Source organism: Acidaminobacterium chupaoyuni (assembly GCF_047936785.1).
In the GTDB taxonomy this organism is placed as follows: domain Bacteria; phylum Bacillota; class Clostridia; order Oscillospirales; family Butyricicoccaceae; genus Acidaminobacterium; species Acidaminobacterium chupaoyuni.
On sequence record NZ_CP176394.1, the window covers coordinates 1093380 to 1115382 of the forward strand.

Sequence of the window (22003 nt, forward strand, 5' to 3'; positions counted from 1 at the left end):
TTTTATTAAAATTATCTTGCAAATGAGCTCATTTTCGGATAAAATGGGTTCATTGCAAGGCAAATTAACAATTATGTATTGTTATCGAATAAGGAGGAGAACACAATGGCTAAGGCTAAATTTGAAAGAACCAAACCCCATGTTAACATCGGCACCATTGGTCACGTTGACCATGGCAAGACCACAACAACTGCGGCAATCACAAAGGTTCTGGCTCTGAAGGGCCAGGCTAAGTATGAAGCCTATGACATGATCGACAAGGCTCCCGAAGAGAGAGAGCGCGGCATCACGATCAACACAGCTCACGTGGAATATGAAACAGACAACCGTCACTATGCCCATGTTGACTGCCCGGGCCATGCTGACTATATTAAGAACATGATCACCGGCGCTGCTCAGATGGACGGCGCGATCCTGGTTATCGCTGCTTCCGACGGCCCGATGGCTCAGACTCGCGAACACATCCTGCTTGCTCGTCAGGTGGGCGTGCCCGCTATCGTTGTCTTCCTGAACAAAGTTGATCAGGTTGACGATCCCGAACTGCTGGAACTGGTTGAGATGGAAGTTCGCGAACTGCTGTCCACCTATGATTTCCCCGGCGACGAAACCCCCATCATCAAGGGTTCTGCGCTGCAGGTTCTGGAATCCACTTCCACAGATTACAATGCTCCTGAATACGAATGCATCAGAGAGCTGATGGCTGCTGTTGACTCTTATATCCCCACTCCTGACCGTAAGGCTGACCTGCCTTTCCTGATGCCTGTTGAAGATGTGTTCACCATCACAGGCCGCGGCACTGTTGCTACAGGCCGTGTGGAGCGTGGTATGCTGAAGATGTCTGAAGAAGTTGAAATCGTTGGTTTGATGGATGCTCCCAAGAAGACTGTTGTTACCGGCATCGAAATGTTCCGCAAATTGCTGGACTTCGCTGAAGCTGGCGATAACATCGGCTGCTTGCTGCGCGGCATCAACAAAACCGATATCGAGCGTGGTCAGGTTCTGGCGAAACCCGGTTCCATCCATCCTCATACAAAATTCCATGGCCAGGTTTATGTTCTGACCAAGGAAGAAGGCGGCCGTCATACACCGTTCTTCAACAACTATCGTCCTCAGTTCTATTTCCGTACAACTGACGTAACCGGTGTTGTTTCTCTGCCCGAAGGCATTGAAATGTGCATGCCTGGCGACAATGTTGAAATGGATGTTGAACTGATCACTCCTATCGCTATCGAAGAAGGCCTGCGTTTTGCTATCCGTGAAGGCGGCAGAACTGTTGGTTCGGGCGTTGTCACAAAAGTTAACGCTTAATTTCGCTTAGCTGTTATCAACAATAAAATCCCGATGCGCAAGCATCGGGATTTTTTCATATGAAACCGATGCCTTTTGCGAGATGGGAGACAAAGGGCCGTGGCAGCGGAAGGAAGCTTCAATTCCTGCTGTGAAAGGAAAACATTATTCTGTGGCCAGCAGAAATTGAAAACAGATGCCGGTGATTTGGCAAAAAACAAAGAAAACGGTGGAAAAAGGGGTAGAAGACATGCAGAAAAGAATAGAAGAATATGGCGTTTCGATCGGTGAGATGAAAAAAGGCCCGCGCAATAAGATCACGGATGTGGCAGGCGTGAAAGTGGGGCACTGCACCATCGATAACCAAAATAATCAGACAGGCGTCACGGTGGTGATCCCGGCAGAGGGAAACCTGTTTGCAGAAAAGCTGCCGGCCGCTTCGTTTGTTTGGAACGGCTTCGGCAAAACGGCGGGCCTGATTCAAATTGATGAATTGGGCACGCTGGAAACGCCCATTGCCTTAACGAATACTTTGAATGTCGGCCTGGTGCATGATGCCCTGGTGGAATATGCCGCGAGGCAGTGTGAAGCGGATGGAGTGGAGATGCGCAGCCTGAACCCTGTTGTCTGCGAATGCAATGATTCAAGAATCAACCAGATCACCCATCGTGCCGTCAAAACAGAGCATGTGATGCAGGCTTTTGAAAACGCTTGCGAAGATTTTGAAGAAGGCGATGTGGGATGCGGAAAATCCACCATCTGTCATGGCCTGAAGGGCGGCGTGGGTTCGGCTTCGCGCGTTTTTGAATTGGGCGGAAAAGAATATACCATCGGCGTTTTGGTGCAGAGCAATCACGGCAAGATGGAAGATCTGACAGTGGCGGGCAAGCCCATCGGCAAGGATCTGGCGGCGAAAAATCTGGGCGACACCCCCGTGGATCAGGGCAGCATTATTATGATCGTTGCGACGGATCTGCCCTGCAGCCAGCGCCAGCTTAAGCGCATGATCAAAAGGGCCAGCGTGGGTCTTGCCCGTTTGGGCAGCTATGTGGGGCATGGCAGCGGAGAGGTGATGGTTGGGTTTTCCACCGCCCGGCGAATTCCGCATGACACACAGCAGGAGATTCTGCCCTGCTTTGAACTCAATGAAAACAAGATCGATCTGGCTTTTCGCGCCGTGGCCGAAGCGACCGAAGAAGCTGTTTTGAACAGCATGGTTTGCGCCGGCCCGGCCCGCCGCCTGGATGGAATGTATATCCATTCTTTGCGTGAATTTTTATAAATTTTTTATTTTTTTAGCCGTAAAATAAAAAGGTTTTGAAAAGCTATCGCTTCGCCGATTTTATAGTGAAAAAAGTGCCTATCCATGAGCGGATAGGCACTTTTCATAAAAGCACAGAAAATATAAACGACGCGATAAAGGTTACACGGAGCGACTCATAACAACAAAAAGGGTATTTGATTTTTTATGCCTGATGCGGCCGATTTCTTGAAAGCCGCAGCTGTGATAGAGCGCGATGGCTCTTTTATTGAAGGCGGCCACAACCAGACGAAACCCTTTTGCGCAAAACCGCTGTTCGGCGCAGCGCAGGCCGCTTTTCAGAAACTCTCGCCCATATCCATGCCCGCAAAGCGCGGGGGAAAGCCCCAAACCAATATCGATCTTATCCTCATCAGCCGTATAGCTCGTTTCAGTGGGGATCTGCGCCGACCCGCCAAAACAGAAGTAACCGATAAGATCTCCCGCTGCATTGACGCAGGAAAAATATTCGCCGTTCATAAGCTCTGAAAGAGTTTCTTGATTTTTTTCAAAGCTGTAGACGGCATATTCGCCGGGATATTGCCACTGGCAGATGCTTTCGGCATATGCTGCGGTCATCGGGTCGATCTGATACAAAGGGTACACCGCCTTTAAAAGAAATTTTAAGGAGTAAGCCGAAAAATTAGACTGCCATGAAAAAACGGCAGCAAGTTTTTTACCCTGCCCAAAGGTATAGAGCGTGAAAGATGGAGGGTGCCAAAGATATAGAATGCCAAAGATATAGAGCGTTAAAGGCTCCAGCAGTGGTTCAGAGGCCCCGAACCGCGGCCAAGATCCAGCCGGGCATTGATGGCGCCGGTGATATAGGCTTTGGCCTGCGCCACACTGTCGCTGATGGAAAGGCCGGCGGCAAGGCCGCAGGCGATGGCGGAAGAAAGCGTGCAGCCGGTTCCATGGGTGTTGGGGTTATCGATGCGGGGGGAAGAGAACCACTTCTCGCATCCGCCTTCTAAAAGCAGATCATCACAGCTTTTTTCAAGATGGCCGCCTTTGATCAGAATAGCGGCAGGCGTCAGCATGGAAAGCCGGCGGGCAGCTACCGTTATTTCACACCTGCTTTGCACATCGGAACCCGTGAGGGCCGCAGCTTCGGCAAGGTTGGGGGTGATGACGGCGGCCAGTGGAAACAGCCGGGCCACCAAAGCAGCCACCGCGCTTTTTTGAAGGAGAGGTTTTCCGCTGGTGGAAATCATCACAGGATCTAAAACCACTTTTTCACAGGCATATTGTTTGAGTTTTTGTGCGATTACTTCGATCAGGGCTTCGGAAGAAACCATGCCGATCTTGATTGCGTCGGGGCGGATATCCGTGAAGATCTGATCCAGCTGCTGCGCCAGAAATTCGGGAGGAATCTCATGGATGGCCGTCACTCCGGTGGTGTTTTGGGCGGTCAGCGCGGTGATGGCGCTCATGGCATACATTTTGTGGGCGGTGATGGTTTTAATATCCGCCTCAATTCCCGCGCCGCCGCTGCAATCAGAGCCGGCAATGGTCAGAACTGTTTTCATAAAAGGTTCCTCATTTCGGTGAAATCGGTAAAGCAGGCCACGCAGGAAGCTTCCAGCAGGGCGCGCTGTGCGGAAAAAGCAGGGTCGTAGATCCCATAAACAACACACCCCGCCGCGCGGGCGCTTTGTGCCGCATGGGGCGCATCTTCAAAGACCGTCAGTTCTTTGGGCAAACAGCCCAAAAGTTTTGCGGCCGTTTGAAAGACCAGTGGGGAATCTTTTGTTTGGTTCCACGCGCCGCAGGAATCGATGCGGTGGAAATAACCGAGCAGACCGCATCGGCGAAGAGCGGCCTCCACATGCTGCCGGCGGGAAGCGGTGAGAATATTCATCGAGCGATGAGCCGCCGCGCAGTCTTTTAAAAAAGCGGGCACGCCGGGTTTGGGCATGATCTCAAAGGCATATCGCTTTTCAAGAAGCGAAAATACCTGCGTCTCCAGTTCCTGCGGGGTGGGGGAAAGCCCCAAAACCTCGTGAAAATACAGGCAGACCTGCCCGACATTCATCGAAGTCACACGGCTTTCCAGATCGGGCGGCGGCGTTTTGCCATGCAGGCGCAAAAAATCCGTGGCCAAATGATCCCAGATCCCCATGGAATCAAACAGCGTGCCGTCAAAATCAAATAAAAGATTATTTGTCATTTTCGCATATTTCGCGCGAAAGCGCAAGAAGATCTTTTGCCGCAGCCTGCGGATCTTTTTGGGCAAACAGCGCCGAAACCACAGCGACCCCCGCCATTTTGCAGCCCTTCAGCAAAAGAATATTTCGGGCGCTGATGCCGCCGATGGCAACCACGGGGATCTGAACGCTTTCGGCGATTTGGCGCAAAAGCGCGGGAGAAATGGTTTGTGCATCGGCTTTGGTGGAAGTGCCGAAAACGGCGCCGACGCCGATATAATCGGCGCCCTGTTTTTCGGCGGCACGCGCCTGTTCCACAGTGCGGGCGGAGACGCCTAAAATTTTATCGGGCCCGATCTGGCGGCGGATCAGCGAAGCGTCGCCATCCCCCTGGCCGATATGCACACCGTCGGCGCCGCTTTCCAGCAGAACATCCACACGGTCGTTGATGATCAGGGGAACCTGATAGCGGGCGGTGATTTGGCGCATGGCAAGCGCTTCACGCACAAAAGAGGCCGTATCCGCTTGCTTTTCGCGCAGCTGCAGCAGCGTGACGCCGCCTTTCAACACTTCTTCCACATCGTGTTCCAGGGTTCTGCCGCAAAGCCAGCTGCGGTCTGTGACGGCATACAGCCGCAAAGTTTCTTTAGAAAAATTCAATTTCTTTTCCTCCATTCCAGACAGCATCACTGAGCAGGCTCATTTGGTCGATGAGCCCCATACGAAAACTCGCTGTGCCGCGAGATTCGGCGGCAAGCTGGCCGCAAAGCCCCATGGCAGAAACCGCAGCCACCGAGGCTTCAAAAGGCGAATCGGGGGCTGCGCCCAGATAGGCCCCCAACAGCGCGGAAAGCATGCAGCCGCTGCCGGTGATTTGGCTCATCATCGGGTGGCCGTTGCGCAGGCGCGCCGCCTGACGGCCGGAAACCACAAGGTCGGTGGGGCCTGTGGCGATGATGACCGCGCCGCAGGAAAGGCTGAAACGCTTCACCGCGGCCAGCAGGGAACAGAAATCGGTTTGCGCCGCTTCAGCAGAAACATCTACGCCATGCGCCCGGGCGGGGATGCCCGCCAGGCGGCAGATCTCGGAAAGATTGCCGCGGATCACAGAAAACCGCAGCTGTTTCAGCAACCCGGCCGCCGTATCGGCGCGAAAAGCCGAAGCGCCGATGCCCACAGGATCCAGCAACACCGGGTGGCCAAGGCGGTTTGCTTCTTTGCCCGCCAAAAGCATGGCTTCGGCATGGCGCGGGTTCAGCGTTCCCAGATTCAGCACAAGGGAAGAACAGCCGGAAGTGATCTCTGCCGCTTCCAGCGGATCATCGGCCATAATGGGCGAAGCCCCCGCGGCCAGCAGAAGGTTGGCGCAATCGTTGGCGGTGACATAATTTGTGATTAGATGGACAAGGGGCGCGCGGCGGCGCACCCATTCGGGGGTGATCGTTTCGTTCATGTGGTTACCTCTGTCAGGATGATTGATGAATCGGAAAGGGAAGCTTTTATGAACCCGAAATATTGAAAAGGGGAACCCGCCTGTTGGCAGATCCCCCTTCGAAAGCGTTGTTTGATTCCTCCGTTGGCATTATCCAAATCAGGTGATGCGGTCGAAGCGGCGCATACGCTTCCTCTCAGCCTGCTTGCGCAAGCTCCCTACAAACTCTTATTCAGTTTTGATCGGGTCGCCCACCCCGACGGAATCGCCCAGAACCATTGCCAGGCCCTGAGAAAACTTCTGTTGATCTTTGGTATGGTTGGAAATTTCTTTTTCCACCACACGCGCTTCGGCGATCTTATTTTCATCTGCCAGCAGGCGCGACATTTTCACCGTCAGGCGCAAAACTTCCTGCGATGCGGAAGCGCCGCTGCTGATGAGTGTCTGCGCTTCGGTAAAACTATCGGGGGCTTTGATATCGATGAAAGGATCATAAAGCGTCTGCACATTTTCGAAAAGGCCCATGGCATATTCCAGTTGCTTTTTCTTGGCGTCATCCGTGGTGGCTTTGTTGATGGCCTCGAATTCCTGAGAAGCCTGGCTGCTGGCTTCCATGAGCTTGTCATAGTAACCTTGCAGAAGCTGCGTATAAGATTCTTCTGTCAGGGGGCCGTCGGGAACTTTCGGGGCATCTTTCTCGCTTTGAGAACCGGTGTTTTCACTTTTGGCGGTTGTATCTTTCTTTGAAGCCGCGGTTTCTTTGCTGCAGCCCGCCAGGGAAAACACAAGAGCGGCGGAACAGGCGACAGCGGCGATGCGGCGTAAAAGCTGGGAATGATTCATGGGGATCCTCCTCCAAATGAAAAATAGCGGGTATTCCGCACAAAAAGTATAGCAGAGTTGCCTTTTTATTTCAAGGTTTCACAAGAATTTAACAATTAAGACAAAAAAGGAGCAGCCGATGGGCTGCTCCGAAAAGGTTGATTTTTAATATTGTTCCAGAAGATCCTGCTTGATCTTCCACAGTTTGGGCGAAAGATCGACGATATAGGCGTGGGGGTTTTCAAAACGCAGAACTTCGGGCCACAGGCGCCCCACCTGATCCTGGCAGAAGGCGCGGATGTTTCCGATGGGCTGCTTTTCATAAAGACAAACGCCGTGATCGAAAATTTTACGAAGCAGGGGAACCGCGGTATAATTGGTGAGGGTCTTTTTCTTCCAGGTATAAACCGGATCGAAAATCGTATATTGATCTTCAGGGATCTCTTCGTGATGCAGGGTGATCACATCGGCGCCGGCCAGACCGGTTTCGTTATCGAAGAAGCGCCAGACCTGCTTGAAATGAGGTGTGGTGATCTTTTCGACATTTTCAGAGATCTTGATGCGGGGGATGATGTTGCCCTTTTGATCTTCGATGGCGGCCAGTTTATAAACGCCGCCGAACACCGGGGAGCTGCCGGAAGTGATGAGGCGTTCGCCAATGCCAAAGGTATCGATCTGGGCGCCCTGAAGGATCAGATCGCGGATGATCACTTCATCCAGCGAGTTGGAAACCACGATCTTGGTATCCTGCATGCCTTCGGCATCCAGCCGCGCGCGGATCTGTTTGCTGATATAGGCGATATCGCCGGAATCGATGCGCACGCCTTTCAAGCGATAGCCCATGGGCTGAAGCACTTCTTTTGCCACGCGGATGGCGTTGGGCAGGCCATGCTTCATCACGCTGTAAGTATCGATCAGCAGAGTGCAATCCTGAGGATAAGCCAGCGCATAGGCTTTGAACGAATCATATTCGGTATCGAACATCTGAACCCAGCTGTGGGCCATGGTGCCCGCAGCGGGCACACCGAAATCGCGATCGGTCATCACGCAGGCCGTTCCGGCACATCCGCCGATATAGGCCGCGCGGGCGCCTAAAACAGCGCCGTCTGCGCCTTGGGCGCGGCGAGAGCCAAATTCCAAAACAGCGCGATGCTCGGCGGCGCGGGTCATGCGGTTGGCTTTTGTGGCGATCAGGCTTTGGTGGTTGATGGTCAGCAGCACCATGGTTTCGATAAACTGGGCCTGCACCACGGGGCCGCGCACCATGACGATGGGCTCACCCGGGAAAATGGGCATGCCTTCGGGAACACACCAAACATCGCAGCTGAATTTAAAATGGCGAAGATATTCCAGAAACGCTTCGTCAAAACAGTTTTTGCTGCGCAGATAAGCAAGATCTTCTTCGGTGAACGAAAGCTTTTGCAGATATTCCACCAGTTGCTCCACGCCCGCCATAATGGCATATCCCGCGTTATCGGGCACATTGCGATAGAACATATCAAAATAAGCAATGGTATCGCCAACGCCTTCTTTAAAATAACCGTTGGCCATGGTGAATTCATAAAAATCCGTTAGCATTGTTAAATTTTTATCTAAAAACATCCAAAACACCTCACTCTTTCTTGGATATATCATACAATCTTCTTTAAAAATAGTCAAATGCATTTTGGGCGCAGATCAAAAGGAAAGAAAGAAAATAAAACGGAAATAGTTTATTTAAGCAAAATGTTTTGGTATAATAGAAAAATAAAGAGAAATATGACAAAATATGCTTTTAACTTTATAAAGATTCAGAAAATTTTGATAAAAGCAAAATTGCCGGAGGGAAAGAAGAATGAACCAAATTACCGGGAGCTTTGATCTGATCAAGAGGATCAACCGCAAGCTGGTGCTGGAAAAAATCAAGGAAAAACAGCCCATCAGCCGCGCACAACTGGCCAAAGAGCTTTCGTTGAGCAAAACAACGGTCAGCGCCATCGCAGACGAACTTTTAGAAAAGAAGCTCATCACCGATTTGGGCGAGCGTGTTCCCACAAAGGGAAGCGGAAGGCCTTCTAAAATGTTAGGGTTCAATCCTCATTCGGCTTGTTTGCTGGGGGTGGATCTCACCTTAAAAGATACGGTGATCCTTATAACAGATCTTAACGGAGAAATTTTGTTCCATGCCGCCAAATCGCCCATCTCTTCCGCCAGCGAGATCGTTTTGAAAATTCTTGAAACGCTGCGCGAAGCGCAGATCCCCCAACAGCGGGTGATCGGGCTGGGCATCAGCATCCCGGGTTCTGTTTCTACCAAGGGGATGGTGATTCGCGCCAATGCGTTCGGCTGGCTGGAATTCGATTTGAAACAGCATTTGAAGCCCTATTTTTCTTTCCCTGTTTTTGTGAACAATGTCGCTAATTGCGCGGCGCTGGGCGAGCGATGGCGCGGCGCCGGGGAACAGGCCGACGATCTGTTTTATCTGGTGGTGGGGCCGGGCGTAGGCAGCGCGTTCCTTTGCCATGGGAACCTGATCTATGGGGCCGACAGCCGTTCGGGCGAAGTGGGTTATACCGTTGGGAAAGAACAGTTCGAACAAGGCACCTGCAATATCTCGGGAAAACCCGGGCTGTTTGAAGAAAAGATCGAAAGGCTGATGCAGAAAGACGAGGCATGGAAAGAAGCGCCGCAGGGGCAGCCGCTGCATGAGGCGGCGCGGGAATGCCTGGGCGAGCTGGCGCTGCTCATTGGCAACGCCGTCAACCTGCTCAACCCGCGAACGGTGCTCATCGGCGGGCGGCATGCCCAGACGCTGTCGCCGTATTTGCCGCATTTGAAAGAGATGGTGCAGCGGGTCACGCCGCTGCCTGTGAACCTCGCCATGGCCACACTGGGGCGGGAAGCGCCGGCGTTGGGCGCCGCGGCAGAGGCTATGGAATGCATCCAGCAGCTGGGCACCATGGGGGAATAGAAGCGGCGGAGCATCCTGCGGCTTTTCAAGAATAAAGAAAAAGCACTGAGAAGATTTTCTCGGTGCTTTCTTTTTTTCGCGGTATCAATGATTTTTAAAGGAAGTCGATCAAACTTCAGGCGAAGCGCTGTTATCCATTTTAAGCGCAGAATCCAGCTGTGTGAATAACTTTTGCGTTTCGGAACGCAGCTTTTGAAACCCGACGCCCATCTGGATGGTGATGGCATGGATCAAAAGGTTGATCGCTTCCAGCGCGGTGACAAGAGAATTATAAACGGTGCCTTTGGCGAGAGGGCATAAGAGGGTATAAGGGCTTCGATCGGCAACGGGCGAAAGGGCGCTGTCGGTGATGACCAGCAGGGGGGCATGACGGTCTAAGCAATAATCCACCAGCTGATTCATCAAGGGATAATAAACGGGGAAAGTCATCACGATCACCGCGGTGCGCTGGTTGATGCTGCTGAGCTGGCCCGGCAGAAGATTTACATTTTCGGGGCTGCAGACCATGCTGCGAATACCCAGAAGGCTGAGACGATAACTTAAAAATTCGCCCAGACTGTTGGAAAGGCCGCGCCCGAGGATCAAAACCGAATCGGTGTTCAAAAGAAGCTGCGCAGCATCTAAATAGGGCTGCGTTTGCACGGTTTGCATAAAAACATGGAAATTCGCCTGCTCCTGCTGAATGATCTGTTCCAGCATGGCCTGTTTATGCTGAAGCGATTCTTCCTGGCTGGTGTGTTCGGGAACAAAACGCTGTTCGTTTTCGAAAGAAGGCAATTTTTTTCGCAGCGCGATCTTAAACTCGATGAATCCCGAAAACCCCAGTTTTTGCATCACACGCAGCAAGGTCACCTCTGTGCAATCGGTTCGCCGGCTGAGTTCTTTCAGAGAAATAGTGCATACTTCGGCGGGGTGATCGAGTATGTATTTAATAATTTGTTTTTGCTTAGCGGTAAACATCGAACTGGCAGAGTTGAAGTCACTGCGCAGCCATTCCAAAAGATCCGTCATAAGATTCCTCCTCTATATATAAAAAAGATAGCGCCTATCATGCATATATTACAAAAATAGGAAACAAACTTGAAATATATGCTAATAAATTAGAGCATTATTATGCAAAGTGTAAAAAAATACATAAAATGCTTTATTTTTTTAGAGTATAATGCTATACTACACTACAATAAGAAGAAAAACAATTGTTTTCGAATGAAAGACAATTTTGTCTGCTTTGTGGGATGGCAACCGACCACTGTCGGCTGACATATACATTTTAGCATAAAGGAGAGGAAAAGGCATGAAAAAACGATTAATTTCTTTCACGGCATTGTTTTTGGCGGCGTTGATGCTGCTGACGGCCTGCAACAGCAATGTGAAGCAGGAAGGCGATTCGAACGGCAAAGAAGAAAGCACCGATAAGACCCCTTCGAACCCCAACGCAAATAAGAAAAACGAACTGGTGATCGGCACATACATGCCCGTTACAACTCTGGTTCCATGGAAGACCACCTCTGACGGAGATGGGTATATCATTCGCCAAATTTATCACACGCTGGTGGAGATGGATGCCGATTCCAACTTCACGCCGTCTTTGGCCACTTCATGGGAATGCGCCGATGATAATGTCACCTGGACAGTAAAGCTGAGAAAAGACATTTACTGGCAGACCGGCAATGAACTTTTTGGGGATGAAAAAGTTCAGGTCACCGCGGAAGATGTGAAGTTTTCTTATGACTATTATCTGAACCCCGATAACGGTTCCGTGCGATACACCGAGCTTTCAAACTCTTTAAAAGAAGTGAAAGTCATCGACCCGTTCACGGTGCAGTTCATCACAAAGGATATCGATGTTTTGTGGGAATATAAGATGTATCAGAATTATATTATCCCCAAAAAAGCCATCGAGCAAAACTGGGATCTGGGAACAAAGCCTGTGGGATCCGGCGCTTATAAATTCGTTGAGCATGTGGTGGATACACAGGTGGTTTTGGAACGCAACGACGATTTCTGGGTGAAACCTTCGCTGGATCGCGTTGTGTTCAAGATCATTTCGGATAAATCGGTTTCCGCCATCGCGCTGCAAAACCAGGAAATCGATATCTCGCTGTCGATCCTGCCCACAGAAGTCGGCAACATCAGCAAAAAAGATTATTTGGATTTGAGACCTTCGGAAATCGGTTCTTATCGCTGGATCGGTTTCAACTGTAAAAACGCACTGTTCACCGACCCGCAGGTGCGCCGCGCGCTGAGCATGGCGGTGGATATGGACAGCGCGGTGGAAGCCATTTTCAAAAATGACGCCGGCGCCAAACTGGCCGTGCGCGCTTATGGCCCCATCTCTTATGAACGCCCCGGCGGCAACGAAAAGGCTTTCAAAGCGGTATGTGTAGAATATAATGTGAAAGAAGCGGAAAAACTGCTGGATCAGGCCGGTTGGAAGAAGGGTTCCGACGGTATCCGTGAAAAAGACGGCAAAAAAATGAAATTCACCCTGCAGGTGGGCAATAACGACGCCAACCGCGAAAAGCTGGCGGTCATCGTGGCCGGTTCGCTAAAGGCCATCGGCGTTGACTGCACGGCCCAGACCGTGGAATGGGGCACCCATACCGATGATATCAAAAAAGGCAATGTGGAAATGTATATCCTGGGCGGTTATTCGAACCTTGACGGCCCGATGCGCATTATGCATACCAATGAATCCGTGATGAGCCCCAACTGCGGTTATTCCAACAAAGAAGTGGATGCCCTGCTGGATAAGGCATGGAAGACCATCGACGCCAATGACCGCGCAAAATTGCTGACCCAGGCCGCCGAGATCTTTATTTCGGAAGCCCCGCATATTTTCACCTATTTTGAATATACCCAGATGGGCGTCAACAAGCGCGTGAGCGATTTCGGTTATGCCAGCGTTTATCATTCGCTGTGCAACGATCACAGAAATGTCGGCGTGAAAGTAAGCTGACCGATCGACCCTAAAAGCTGAGCAGTTGATACAGGCGATGAAATCCTATGAGAATTCTCATAGGATTTCATCCATAAAGGAGTAGAAATTATGTGGACTTATATTCTGAAAAGAATTTTACAGGCGATTCCCACCCTGCTGGTGATTTCGCTGCTGATCTTTTCGCTGCTCTATATCACACCGGGCGACCCGGTAGATCTGATTCTGGGAACCGAAGACGGAACGGTTTCGGAAGAACAGCGGGCGAGGGTCGAGGCAGAGTGGGGGTTAGATAAGCCCTTTTTCATTCGATATATCGATTTTATCAAAAATGCGCTGCATGGCGATCTGGGCGTGTCTTATGCCACCAATCTCGATGTGTTCGACAGCATTATCGCCCGCATGCCCGCCACTTTGCAGCTGGCAGGGTTTTCGATGCTGCTGGCGTTGCTGATCTCTGTTCCGCTGGGCATTCTGGCGGCGTTGAAACATAACAGCATTTGGGATTCTTTGGCCACAGCCCTGGCCACCATCGGCGTTTCTCTGCCGAAATTCTGGTTTGGCCTTGTGCTGATTATTTTCTTCTCGCTGAAGTTGGGCTGGCTGCCCAGCACGGCTTCCGACGCCCTGAGCGGTGTGGGGCCGCTGCAATATCTGAAATTCATCATCATGCCCGCGGCTTCTCTGGCGCTGGGCATGGCCGCCACCCAAACGCGCATGATCCGATCCAGCATGCTGGATGTGCTGAATCAGGATTATGTGCGGTATGCGCGCAGCAAAGGCTTGAAAGAACGCGTTGTCATTTGGGGCCACGCCTTGAAAAACGCCATGATCCCCGTTATCACGGTGATCGGCGGCGAGATCGGCGGGCTTTTGGGCGGCGCCGTTGTCACAGAATCGATCTTTTCGTGGCCGGGCGTTGGCCGCTTGGCGGTCAATTCCATTTCAAAAAGAGATTATCCCACCATTCAGGGCATCACATTGGTGCTCTGCACCAGCTATCTGTTGGTGAACCTGACCATCGATATCATCTATGCCAGTGTGGATCCCCGCATCCGGCTGGATAAAAAAGCATAAGGGGAGGTATTGGAATGAAGGAACTGAAAGATCCCATGGCGCAGGAACAGGAAGAACAAAAAACAAATACCCCCTCGGAAGAACTGGGCATCGAGGCGCTGCCCGTAACGACCTATTGGTCGGATGTGGTTCGCCGCTTTTGCAAGAATAAAATTGCGGTGCTGGGGCTGGTGATGATGGCGGTCATCATCATTTTATGCGCCGGGGCGCCGCTGTTCACAAAATATGACCCGATTTTGGATATGGATTTTGTGGGGATGCTGCAAAAACCCGGCCAATCCGCCGCACATTTTCTGGGGACGGATGATTTGGGCAGAGATATCTGGTGCCGCCTGCTTTACGGCGGAAGAACTTCTGTCATCACCGGTCTTTCCGTGGCATTGATCTCGGCCTGCATCGGCGTTGCCATCGGGCTTTTCAGCGGCTATTTCGGCGGCATTGTGGAAACGATTCTGATGCGTTTCACCGATATCATGCTGTCGTTCCCGTTTTTGATCGTTGCCATTGCCATTATGGCGGCGCTTGGTTCCAGCCAGAGAAACATCATTCTGGCGCTGGCCATCGTGGGCTGGCCGCGGTTTGCGCGCCTGACCCGCGGGCAGGTGCTGGCCATCAAAAACACCGAATATGTGGAATCGGCCAAGGTGGCGGGGTTCCGGAACATGCGCATCATTTTCGGCCATATTCTGCCCAACTGCATGGGGCCGATCATCATTCAGGCAACTCTGGCGGTTGGCGGGGCCATCCTTTCTTCGGCCAGCTTAACTTATTTGGGGCTGGGCGCCGATGCTTCCGCGCCCGATTGGGGCGTGATGCTCAGCCAGGGCAGAAACTATTTGCAGCTGGCGCCTTATTTGACCACCATCCCCGGCATCGCCATTTCGGTGACTGTGCTGGCCATGAACTGGATCGGCGACGGTCTGCGCGATGCGTTTGACCCCAAAATGAGAAAGTAGGTGCAAAGATGATGTCAAAAGATACATTTTTAGAGGTGAAGAATCTGCGCACCTGGTTCCACACCCCCGAAGGTGTGGTGAAATCGGTGGATGGGGTCTCTTTTTCCATCGAGCGCGGGGAAACACTGGCCCTTGTGGGCGAATCGGGATGCGGCAAAACCGTTACTTCGCTTTCGCTCATCCGCCTGCTTGCGGATACCGCTGAGGTTCAGGCGGATTATTTGAAGGTCGATGGCGAAGAAATTCTGGAACTGACAAAAGAAGAGGCGCGAAAACTGCGCGGTTCCAAGATATCGATGATCTTTCAGGAACCGATGACTTCACTGAACCCCGTTTATAAGATCGAGCGTCAGCTGGGCGAGGTGTTTCACCTGCATGACCCAAGCCTTTCGCGGCAGCAGGTCTTTGAAAAATCGGTGGAGATCCTGAAACGCGTGGGGGTCCCAAACCCTGCTGAGCGGCTGAAAGTTTATCCCCATCAGCTTTCGGGCGGCCTTCGCCAGCGCGTGATGATCGCCATTTCGTTGGCTTCCAACCCGCAGATGCTTATTGCCGATGAACCCACCACGGCGCTGGATGTGACCATTCAGGCCCAGATCATCGATTTGCTCAAGCAGCTTCAAAAAGAATCCAACATGTCAATTTTATTGATTACCCATGATTTCGGTGTGGTTTCGCAGATTGCCCAAAGGGTGGCTGTGATGTATGCCGGCAAGATCGTTGAAGAGGGGCCGCTGGAAAAGATCTTCGAAGATCCATGGCATCCTTATACCAAGCTGTTGATCTTATCCATCCCGGGCATCAAAGTGACCCGCGGCGGGCGGCTGGAATCCATTTCGGGAACGGTTCCGAACCCTCTGCATTTCCCCGAGGGATGCCGTTTTGCACCGCGCTGCCCCTATGCGATGGAGATCTGCCGCAAAGAACCGCCCGAAGAATTCATCAGCGGCGACAGAAGGGTAAGCTGTTATTTGAAGCGGGGTGAAAACCATGACTGATACGATGCAGGCCGCAAAATCCATATTGAAAATTGAAGATCTGCAGGTGCATTTCCCCATCAAAGCGGGGCTGATGCAGCGCACCGTGGGGCAGATCCGCGCCGTAGACGGCGTGAGCCTGGATATTCGCCGCGGCGAAACGGTGGGTCTTGTGGGCGAATCGGGATGCGGCAAAACCACCATCGGCCGCGCCATCGTGCGGCTCAATGAACCCACCAACGGCCAAATCATTTTCGACGGCCAAAAGGATATTCTGCAAACCAAGGGGGAAGATCTGAGAAAACTGCGCAAAAAGCTGCAGATCATCTTTCAGGACCCTTATTCTTCGCTCAACCCGCGGCAGACCGTAAAGCGGCTTCTCAGTGAGGTGTTGACCGTTCAAATGGGCATGAGCAATAAAGAAGCTTTCGAGCGCATCGGTGAATTGCTCACACAGGTGGGCCTCAGCCCTGTTTATGCGCAGCGCTATCCCCATGAATTTTCCGGCGGTCAGCGTCAGCGCGTGGCCATCGCCAAAGCAATCGCACTGCAGCCGGAATTTTTGGTTTGCGATGAAGCGGTTTCCGCGCTGGATGTATCCATTCAGTCGCAGATTATCAACCTGCTGATGGATCTGAAAGAACAATATGGCAATATGACTTATCTGTTCATCTCTCATGCGCTGAATGTGGTGGAGCATATCTCCGATCGCGTGGCGGTGATGTATCTGGGCAAGATCATGGAACTGGCCGATAACGAAGAATTGTTCGCGCATCCGCAGCATCCTTATACACAGGCGCTGCTGTCGGCCATCCCTATTTTATCGGGCAGGCAAAAGCGCGAACGCATCGTGCTGAAGGGGGAAGTGCCCAGCGCGGCCAAAGTTCCTTCGGGCTGCCGCTTTCACACCCGCTGCCCTTATGCCGAGCCGCGGTGCAGCGAAGAAGAACCCCAGCTCACCGAGGTGGCACCCCGACACTGGGTGGCCTGTCACCGCGTGTGACGGTTTAAACCCAATCAGGCAAAGTTTTAAAAAATATGGCCTGAATAAAAAAGCGCCCCTTCTTTTCTGTTTAAGAAAAGAAGGGGCGCTTTTGCCGGGTATGGGGCATAAGGTAAAAATCAATTTTCGTTCAGAGAAGCGGCATCGGGGCCGGCGGGGGGATGTTTGGCGCTGCGGTATTTTTGCCGCGTGGCCATGCCGCCGCGGATATGGCGTTCGGCCTTGTTGGCGTCTAAAACCTTTTTCACTTCCAGATATAATGCACGATCTGACTGCTTTAAACGATCGGTCACATCTTTATGTACGGTTGATTTGCTAATGCCGAAATGCTGCGCTGCGGCTCTTACGGTTGCGCGGTGGTCGATGATATAGCGGGCCAGAAGCTCGGCGCGATCTTCCATGGTCTGTTTCAAAATGCAACACCCTCTTTGCTGTCAATTCCTTTAATATTTATGTGCTTATCCATGGGGATATGAGCGCCGGAAAGAAGAAAAACCACGGCATGATATCCGCCCTAAAAGGAAGGAAAAGAAAATCTTGTAAAAAAGGTGCTTTTTGAAAAGGAATCAGATAGAATAGAACAGTAGACGAACCACACGGAGGCGAAAATGAAAAGTTATCGAATTTTCATCGTGGAAGATGATCTGGTCATTGCCAACATTGTGCGCGATCATTTGGAGCGCTGGGGATATTCTGTTTCCTGCGCAGAGAGCTTCGATCAGGTGCTGGCGGAATTCGCAAAGTTTGATCCGCAGCTTGTGCTGATGGATATATCGCTGCCGTTTTTCAACGGCTATCATTGGTGCGGTGAGATTCGCAAGATTTCAAAAGTGCCCATCGTCTTTCTCTCTTCGGCCGCCGACCACATGAACCAGATCATGGCGATGAACATGGGCGGCGATGATTTTATTGCAAAGCCCTTCGAATTGTCGCTGCTGACGGCGAAAATTCAGGCGATCCTGCGGCGGGCCTATGATTTCGGGCCTTCTGTGCGGGTGATCGAATGCGGCGGCGCGGTGATGAATTTATCCGAAGGCACTTTATATGTTCATGGCAGCAGCGTTGAACTGACCAAAAACGAATGGCGCATTTTGCAGATGCTTTTGGAAAACCGCGGCAAAGTCGTCAGCCGAAGCGCGCTGATGACACGCCTGTGGGAATCGGATGATTTCATCGATGAAAACACATTGACGGTCAACATCACGCGGCTGCGCAAAAAGCTGGAAACAGCAGGCGTGCATGAATTGATCCACACCAAAAAAGGCGAAGGGTATTGGGCGGAGGAACAGGCATGAAACTCTTGGGATCTTATCTGATGAGGCAGTATAAACTGATTTTACTGTTGCTTTCTTTTGCGGCCATTTTCGCCTGTGTCTTCTTTTTATATAATTTGCCGGTGGAAGCGGTGGGCTATGCTTCTGTTCTTTGCATGGTGGTGGGCAGTCTGTTTTTCTGCGTGGGTTTTTTTCGCTATCGAAGGCACCATCATGAGCTGCAGATGCTGCTGAAAAATCAGCATGAAGCGTGGTTTCGGATGCCGCCGCCTTCGGGCGCGCTGGAAAACGATTACCAGCAGCTGGTGAAAGCGGTGGCCGCCGACAGGAACCGCATCGACGCGGAAAACGAAAATAGCCGCCGTGAAATGATGGAATATTACACCCGCTGGGTGCATCAGATCAAAACGCCCATTGCCGCCATGCATCTGCTGCTGCAGCAGGGCGCGCCTGTGGATGAAGAAGCCCTGGGCGGCGAGCTTTTTAAAATTGAAGAATATGTGGGCATGGTGTTATCTTATCTAAGGCTGGATAGCGACACCACCGATTATGTTCTGGGCAGCTGCGGGCTGGATGAACTGGTGAAAAGCTGTGTGCGGAAATATGCGCGGCTCATCATCCTCAAGAAAATCGAGCTGGAATTTGTTCCCACCCATCTCACAGTGGTCACCGATCGCAAGTGGATGGAATTCATGCTGGGGCAGATCTTATCCAACGCCGTGAAATATACCCCCACTGGCGGAAAAATAAAGATTTGTGCGCAGCAGGGCGAACTGAATATCTCAGACAGCGGCATCGGCATCCGCCCCGAAGACCTGCCGCGCGTTTTCGAAAAAGGCTTTACGGGTTATAACGGGCGCCGCGAACAGAAATCTTCGGGGCTGGGGCTGTCGCTTTGCCGCCAGGTATCCGATCGTCTGGGTGTGCGTCTGGCGGTGGCTTCCCTGCCGGGAAAGGGCACCACAGTCAGCCTGAAATTCCCGCAAAAAGGGCAGATGGTGGAATAACCTTACAAAAATGAAAGGCTGCGGGGCAAATTGTAAGCAGAATCGATGGAAGCACGGCGGTATCTGCGTTATCATGGAATGGCACAGAAAGGAAGGTACTGTCGTATGTCGCTTTTAGAAGTAAAACATTTAAAAAAGATCTACACCACGCGTTTTGGCGGCAATCAGGTGGAAGCCCTGCGCAATGTCAATTTCGCGGTGGAGCAGGGGGAATATGTGGCGATCATGGGGGAATCCGGATCGGGCAAAACCACTCTGCTGAATATTTTGGCCGCGCTGGATCAGCCCACCGCCGGCGATGTGGTTTTGAATGGGCAATGCATCAGCCAGATCAGCGAAAGAAAGCTTTCCGCTTTCCGGCGCGATAATCTGGGCTTTGTTTTTCAGGATTTTAATCTGCTCGATACTTTTTCCAACAAAGATAATATCTTTTTGCCGCTGGTTCTGGCGGGCGAACCCTATGAGAAAATGGATAAAAAGATTACGGAGCTGGCCGAAAAACTGGAGATCGCGCCGCTGCTTGCCAAATTTCCCTATGAAATTTCCGGCGGCCAGAAACAGCGCGTGGCGGTGGCCCGCGCCCTGATCACACAGCCCCAGCTTATTTTGGCCGATGAGCCAACCGGCGCGCTGGATTCCCGTTCTTCGGATGCGCTGCTTTCTTTGTTTTCCGCCGTGAACCAAGGGGGCCAGACCATTGTCATGGTGACCCATTCGGTGAAAGCCGCAAGCCACGCGGGAAGAATTTTATTCTTGAGGGATGGAGAAGTGTATCATCAGCTTTATCGCGGCGAACAGACCAACCAAGAGCTTTTCGCAAAGATTTCAGACACCTTGACTGTGTTATCACAGGGCGGTGAATATCATGCGTAAGGCAAAATTCTTTTTTAAGCTGGCCTTTGAAAATCTGAAAAAGAACAAAAAGTTTTATCTGCCTTATCTGCTCACGATCATGGCCACCACGGCGGCTTATGATATTTCGGTCACTCTGGCGGGCGCCGCCGATCTGCCGGATATCACGCGCTATAACTATCTGGCGATGTTCATGAGCATCGGCTCGTGGGTCATCGCGCTGTTCGCGGGCGTTTTTCTCACCTATACCAACAGCTTTTTAATGAAGCGGCGCAGAAAGGAACTGGGCCTTTATCACATTTTGGGTCTGGATAAGCGAAATATCGCCCTGATGCTGGGCGCGGAAAGCTTTTATACCGCGCTGGCGGGGATTTGCGGCGGCGTTCTTATGGGCATGCTGCTGCAAAAATTGATGACGCTGCTGCTTTATAAAATCATGGGGCAGGAAGCGTATTTCGGGTTTTATGTTTCCCCACGGGCGATCTTGCAGACAGTTCTGCTGTTTTCGCTGATTTTGCTTGCCAATCTGGTCATCAATCTTTTTCGCATGCACCGCCAAAACCCCATCGAAATGCTGCAATCGGGCAGCGCGGGGGAACGGGAACCCAAGACCCGGTGGCTCACAACGCTGATCGGTATTTTGGCGCTGGGCGGCGGATATTGGCTCGCCGTGACGGCGGAGGACGCCCTGGCGGCGGTGGGCATCTATTTTATCGCCGTGTTTCTGGTCATCATCGGCACCTATTGCCTGTTCACCGCGGTGAGCATCACGATGCTGAAACTGCTGCGCCGGAATAAAAAATATTACTACCGCACCAACCATTTTATCGGCGTTTCGGGCATGCTTTACCGCATGCGGCGCAATGCCGTGGGGCTTTCCAACATCTGCATCCTTTCCACCATGGTGCTGGTGATGGTCTCGGGCACTTTATCGCTTTACCGCGGAAGCCAGACCACCATTGCCGGCCGTTTCCCCGGCAACATCGGCGCGGAGGTCAGCTATGAAGACGGGGTGAAAAAGCCGTTTTCAAAAGAAGAGATGCTGCAAAGGCTGGAACAGGCAATGGCCGAAAAACAGATGAAGCCATCGAAGGTTTATGAATACCACTGGCTGGGGCTCCTGGCAAAAAAAGAAGGCAGCACCTATGCGCTGCAAAACGGCAGGGGCGGCGGCCTTTGCCAGCTTTGCCTGATCTCGAAAGAGGAATACAGCAAAATTTCTTCTGATATCTCGGGGGAGCAGCGCGAGATGACCCTGCGCACACCGGATGATCAAGAACTGCGTGTGGAAGGAATCCTGCTCAACAAAAATCTGCCCGCGGCGGCCGGGGCGTTTGCCACACCTTATCGCCCTTATTGGATCGTGGTGGAAAGCGAAGAACAGATGCAGGAAATTTATCGTTTCCAGAAAGAAACCATCCATGAAAACATGAGCTGGAACGGGTTTTGGAATGTGACGGCCGATGCAAAAAAACAGATGGAGCTGCCCCGGCAGCTGGAAAGCGCACCGGGCATCGAAGAGACCGGCGACTGGCAGCGCCTGAGCGTTGAAAGCAAAGAAGCTTTTCGGCAGGATTATTATTCCTTGAACAGCGGCTTCTTTTTTCTGGGGCTTTTTCTGGGGGCGCTGTTTTTGATGGCCGCCGTGCTGATTATTTATTACAAGCAGATTTCAGAAGGTTATGAAGATCGAGAGCGTTACCTGATCATGCAGAAAGTGGGCATGGAACAGCGAACCGTAAAGCGATCGATCAACAGCCAGATATTGGTGGTGTTTTTTGCCCCGCTGACGGTGGCCGCCGTGCATATCGCCTTCAATTACGGCGTGATGTGCAAGCTGCTGACGCTTTTCTCGCTGTATGATGTTGCGATGATCCTGCAATGCACGCTGGGCACTTTCGCGGTGTTCGCCTGCATCTATGCGCTGGTTTATAAAATTACCGCGGGCGCCTATTATAAAATCGTGCGTTCCTGAAGTTCT

At 51.8% G+C, this 22003-nt stretch carries 21 protein-coding genes; 12 read left to right on the top strand and 9 right to left on the bottom strand.

The genetic code is table 11. The annotated features are described in order from the left end of the window. The first annotated feature begins 105 nt into the window (after positions 1 to 105). Positions 106 to 1308, top strand: coding sequence for an elongation factor Tu (gene tuf, locus ACJA3I_RS05160; protein WP_458863694.1), 1203 nt, complete (start codon positions 106 to 108; stop codon positions 1306 to 1308). 229 nt (positions 1309 to 1537) lie between these two features. Next, entirely contained in the window at positions 1538 to 2569 is a 1032-nt protein-coding gene (locus ACJA3I_RS05165) for a P1 family peptidase (RefSeq protein ID WP_458863695.1), read from the top strand. Between the two features lie 141 nt (positions 2570 to 2710). Here ACJA3I_RS05165 and ACJA3I_RS05170 read toward each other — a convergent pair whose 3' ends face one another. The 7 genes from ACJA3I_RS05170 to ACJA3I_RS05200 all read right to left on the bottom strand — a co-directional run bounded on the left by ACJA3I_RS05170 (position 2711) and on the right by ACJA3I_RS05200 (position 8590). Next, the gene (locus ACJA3I_RS05170) at positions 2711 to 3184 is read right to left on the bottom strand and encodes a GNAT family N-acetyltransferase (RefSeq protein ID WP_458863696.1); all 474 of its coding nucleotides are present in this window, start codon (positions 3182 to 3184) and stop codon (positions 2711 to 2713) included. Between the two features lie 152 nt (positions 3185 to 3336). Further along, positions 3337 to 4116 carry a bifunctional hydroxymethylpyrimidine kinase/phosphomethylpyrimidine kinase gene (thiD, locus tag ACJA3I_RS05175; protein ID WP_458863697.1) on the bottom strand — a complete coding sequence of 260 codons (780 nt, stop codon included), beginning with the start codon at positions 4114 to 4116 and terminating at the stop codon, positions 3337 to 3339. Beyond that, the gene (locus ACJA3I_RS05180; RefSeq protein ID WP_458863698.1) at positions 4113 to 4757 is read right to left on the bottom strand and encodes an HAD family hydrolase; all 645 of its coding nucleotides are present in this window, start codon (positions 4755 to 4757) and stop codon (positions 4113 to 4115) included. The genes thiD and ACJA3I_RS05180 overlap by 4 nt, the downstream gene beginning before the upstream one ends. After that, positions 4747 to 5394 (bottom strand): thiamine phosphate synthase, encoded by a 648-nt coding sequence (gene thiE / locus ACJA3I_RS05185; protein ID WP_458863699.1) that lies wholly within the window; start codon positions 5392 to 5394, stop codon positions 4747 to 4749. Before thiE ends, ACJA3I_RS05180 begins: the two co-directional genes overlap by 11 nt. Then, complete coding sequence (thiM, locus tag ACJA3I_RS05190) at positions 5381 to 6187, bottom strand: hydroxyethylthiazole kinase (RefSeq protein ID WP_458863700.1); 807 nt, start codon at positions 6185 to 6187, stop codon at positions 5381 to 5383. The genes thiE and thiM overlap by 14 nt, the downstream gene beginning before the upstream one ends. Positions 6188 to 6394: 207 nt before the next feature. Beyond that, positions 6395 to 7009 (bottom strand): hypothetical protein, encoded by a 615-nt coding sequence (locus ACJA3I_RS05195; protein ID WP_458863701.1) that lies wholly within the window; start codon positions 7007 to 7009, stop codon positions 6395 to 6397. 144 nt (positions 7010 to 7153) lie between these two features. Then, on the bottom strand, positions 7154 to 8590 hold the full coding sequence (locus ACJA3I_RS05200; protein ID WP_458863702.1) for a nicotinate phosphoribosyltransferase: 1437 nt from the start codon (positions 8588 to 8590) through the stop codon (positions 7154 to 7156). A 232-nt stretch (positions 8591 to 8822) separates the two neighbouring features. Between ACJA3I_RS05200 and ACJA3I_RS05205 the strand changes: the two genes are divergently transcribed. Beyond that, complete coding sequence (locus ACJA3I_RS05205) at positions 8823 to 9938, top strand: ROK family transcriptional regulator (RefSeq protein WP_458863703.1); 1116 nt, start codon at positions 8823 to 8825, stop codon at positions 9936 to 9938. 108 nt (positions 9939 to 10046) lie between these two features. Here ACJA3I_RS05205 and ACJA3I_RS05210 read toward each other — a convergent pair whose 3' ends face one another. Further along, positions 10047 to 10949: a MurR/RpiR family transcriptional regulator gene (locus ACJA3I_RS05210; RefSeq protein WP_458863704.1), complete on the bottom strand. Its 903-nt coding sequence runs from the start codon at positions 10947 to 10949 to the stop codon at positions 10047 to 10049. 283 nt (positions 10950 to 11232) lie between these two features. Between ACJA3I_RS05210 and ACJA3I_RS05215 the strand changes: the two genes are divergently transcribed. The 5 genes from ACJA3I_RS05215 (at position 11233) to ACJA3I_RS05235 (ending at position 16889) form a co-directional block, all read left to right on the top strand. Beyond that, positions 11233 to 12897, top strand: coding sequence for an ABC transporter substrate-binding protein (locus ACJA3I_RS05215; RefSeq protein WP_458863705.1), 1665 nt, complete (start codon positions 11233 to 11235; stop codon positions 12895 to 12897). A 90-nt stretch (positions 12898 to 12987) separates the two neighbouring features. Further along, on the top strand, positions 12988 to 13953 hold the full coding sequence (gene nikB, locus ACJA3I_RS05220; protein WP_458863706.1) for a nickel ABC transporter permease: 966 nt from the start codon (positions 12988 to 12990) through the stop codon (positions 13951 to 13953). A 14-nt stretch (positions 13954 to 13967) separates the two neighbouring features. Then, on the top strand, positions 13968 to 14909 hold the full coding sequence (locus tag ACJA3I_RS05225) for an ABC transporter permease (protein ID WP_458863707.1): 942 nt from the start codon (positions 13968 to 13970) through the stop codon (positions 14907 to 14909). 8 nt (positions 14910 to 14917) lie between these two features. Then, positions 14918 to 15907: an ABC transporter ATP-binding protein gene (locus ACJA3I_RS05230; protein WP_458863708.1), complete on the top strand. Its 990-nt coding sequence runs from the start codon at positions 14918 to 14920 to the stop codon at positions 15905 to 15907. Next, a complete protein-coding gene (locus ACJA3I_RS05235) occupies positions 15900 to 16889 on the top strand; it encodes an ABC transporter ATP-binding protein (protein WP_458863709.1) in 990 nt (329 codons plus the stop codon). The genes ACJA3I_RS05230 and ACJA3I_RS05235 overlap by 8 nt, the downstream gene beginning before the upstream one ends. A 119-nt stretch (positions 16890 to 17008) precedes the next feature. On the opposite strand, the gene ACJA3I_RS05240 is transcribed toward ACJA3I_RS05235, so the two are convergent. Further along, entirely contained in the window at positions 17009 to 17290 is a 282-nt protein-coding gene (locus ACJA3I_RS05240) for a sporulation transcriptional regulator SpoIIID (RefSeq protein WP_458863826.1), read from the bottom strand. A 207-nt stretch (positions 17291 to 17497) separates the two neighbouring features. Between ACJA3I_RS05240 and ACJA3I_RS05245 the strand changes: the two genes are divergently transcribed. From ACJA3I_RS05245 to ACJA3I_RS05260, 4 genes are all read left to right on the top strand, one after another. Beyond that, positions 17498 to 18184, top strand: a complete 687-nt coding sequence (locus ACJA3I_RS05245) for a response regulator transcription factor (RefSeq protein WP_458863710.1) — start codon at positions 17498 to 17500, stop codon at positions 18182 to 18184. Then, on the top strand, positions 18181 to 19170 hold the full coding sequence (locus ACJA3I_RS05250; protein ID WP_458863711.1) for a sensor histidine kinase: 990 nt from the start codon (positions 18181 to 18183) through the stop codon (positions 19168 to 19170). Before ACJA3I_RS05245 ends, ACJA3I_RS05250 begins: the two co-directional genes overlap by 4 nt. Before the next feature lie 105 nt (positions 19171 to 19275). After that, positions 19276 to 20043 carry an ABC transporter ATP-binding protein gene (locus ACJA3I_RS05255; RefSeq protein WP_458863712.1) on the top strand — a complete coding sequence of 256 codons (768 nt, stop codon included), beginning with the start codon at positions 19276 to 19278 and terminating at the stop codon, positions 20041 to 20043. After that, positions 20036 to 21997 (top strand): FtsX-like permease family protein, encoded by a 1962-nt coding sequence (locus ACJA3I_RS05260; protein ID WP_458863713.1) that lies wholly within the window; start codon positions 20036 to 20038, stop codon positions 21995 to 21997. Before ACJA3I_RS05255 ends, ACJA3I_RS05260 begins: the two co-directional genes overlap by 8 nt. The last annotated feature ends 6 nt before the right edge of the window (positions 21998 to 22003 follow it).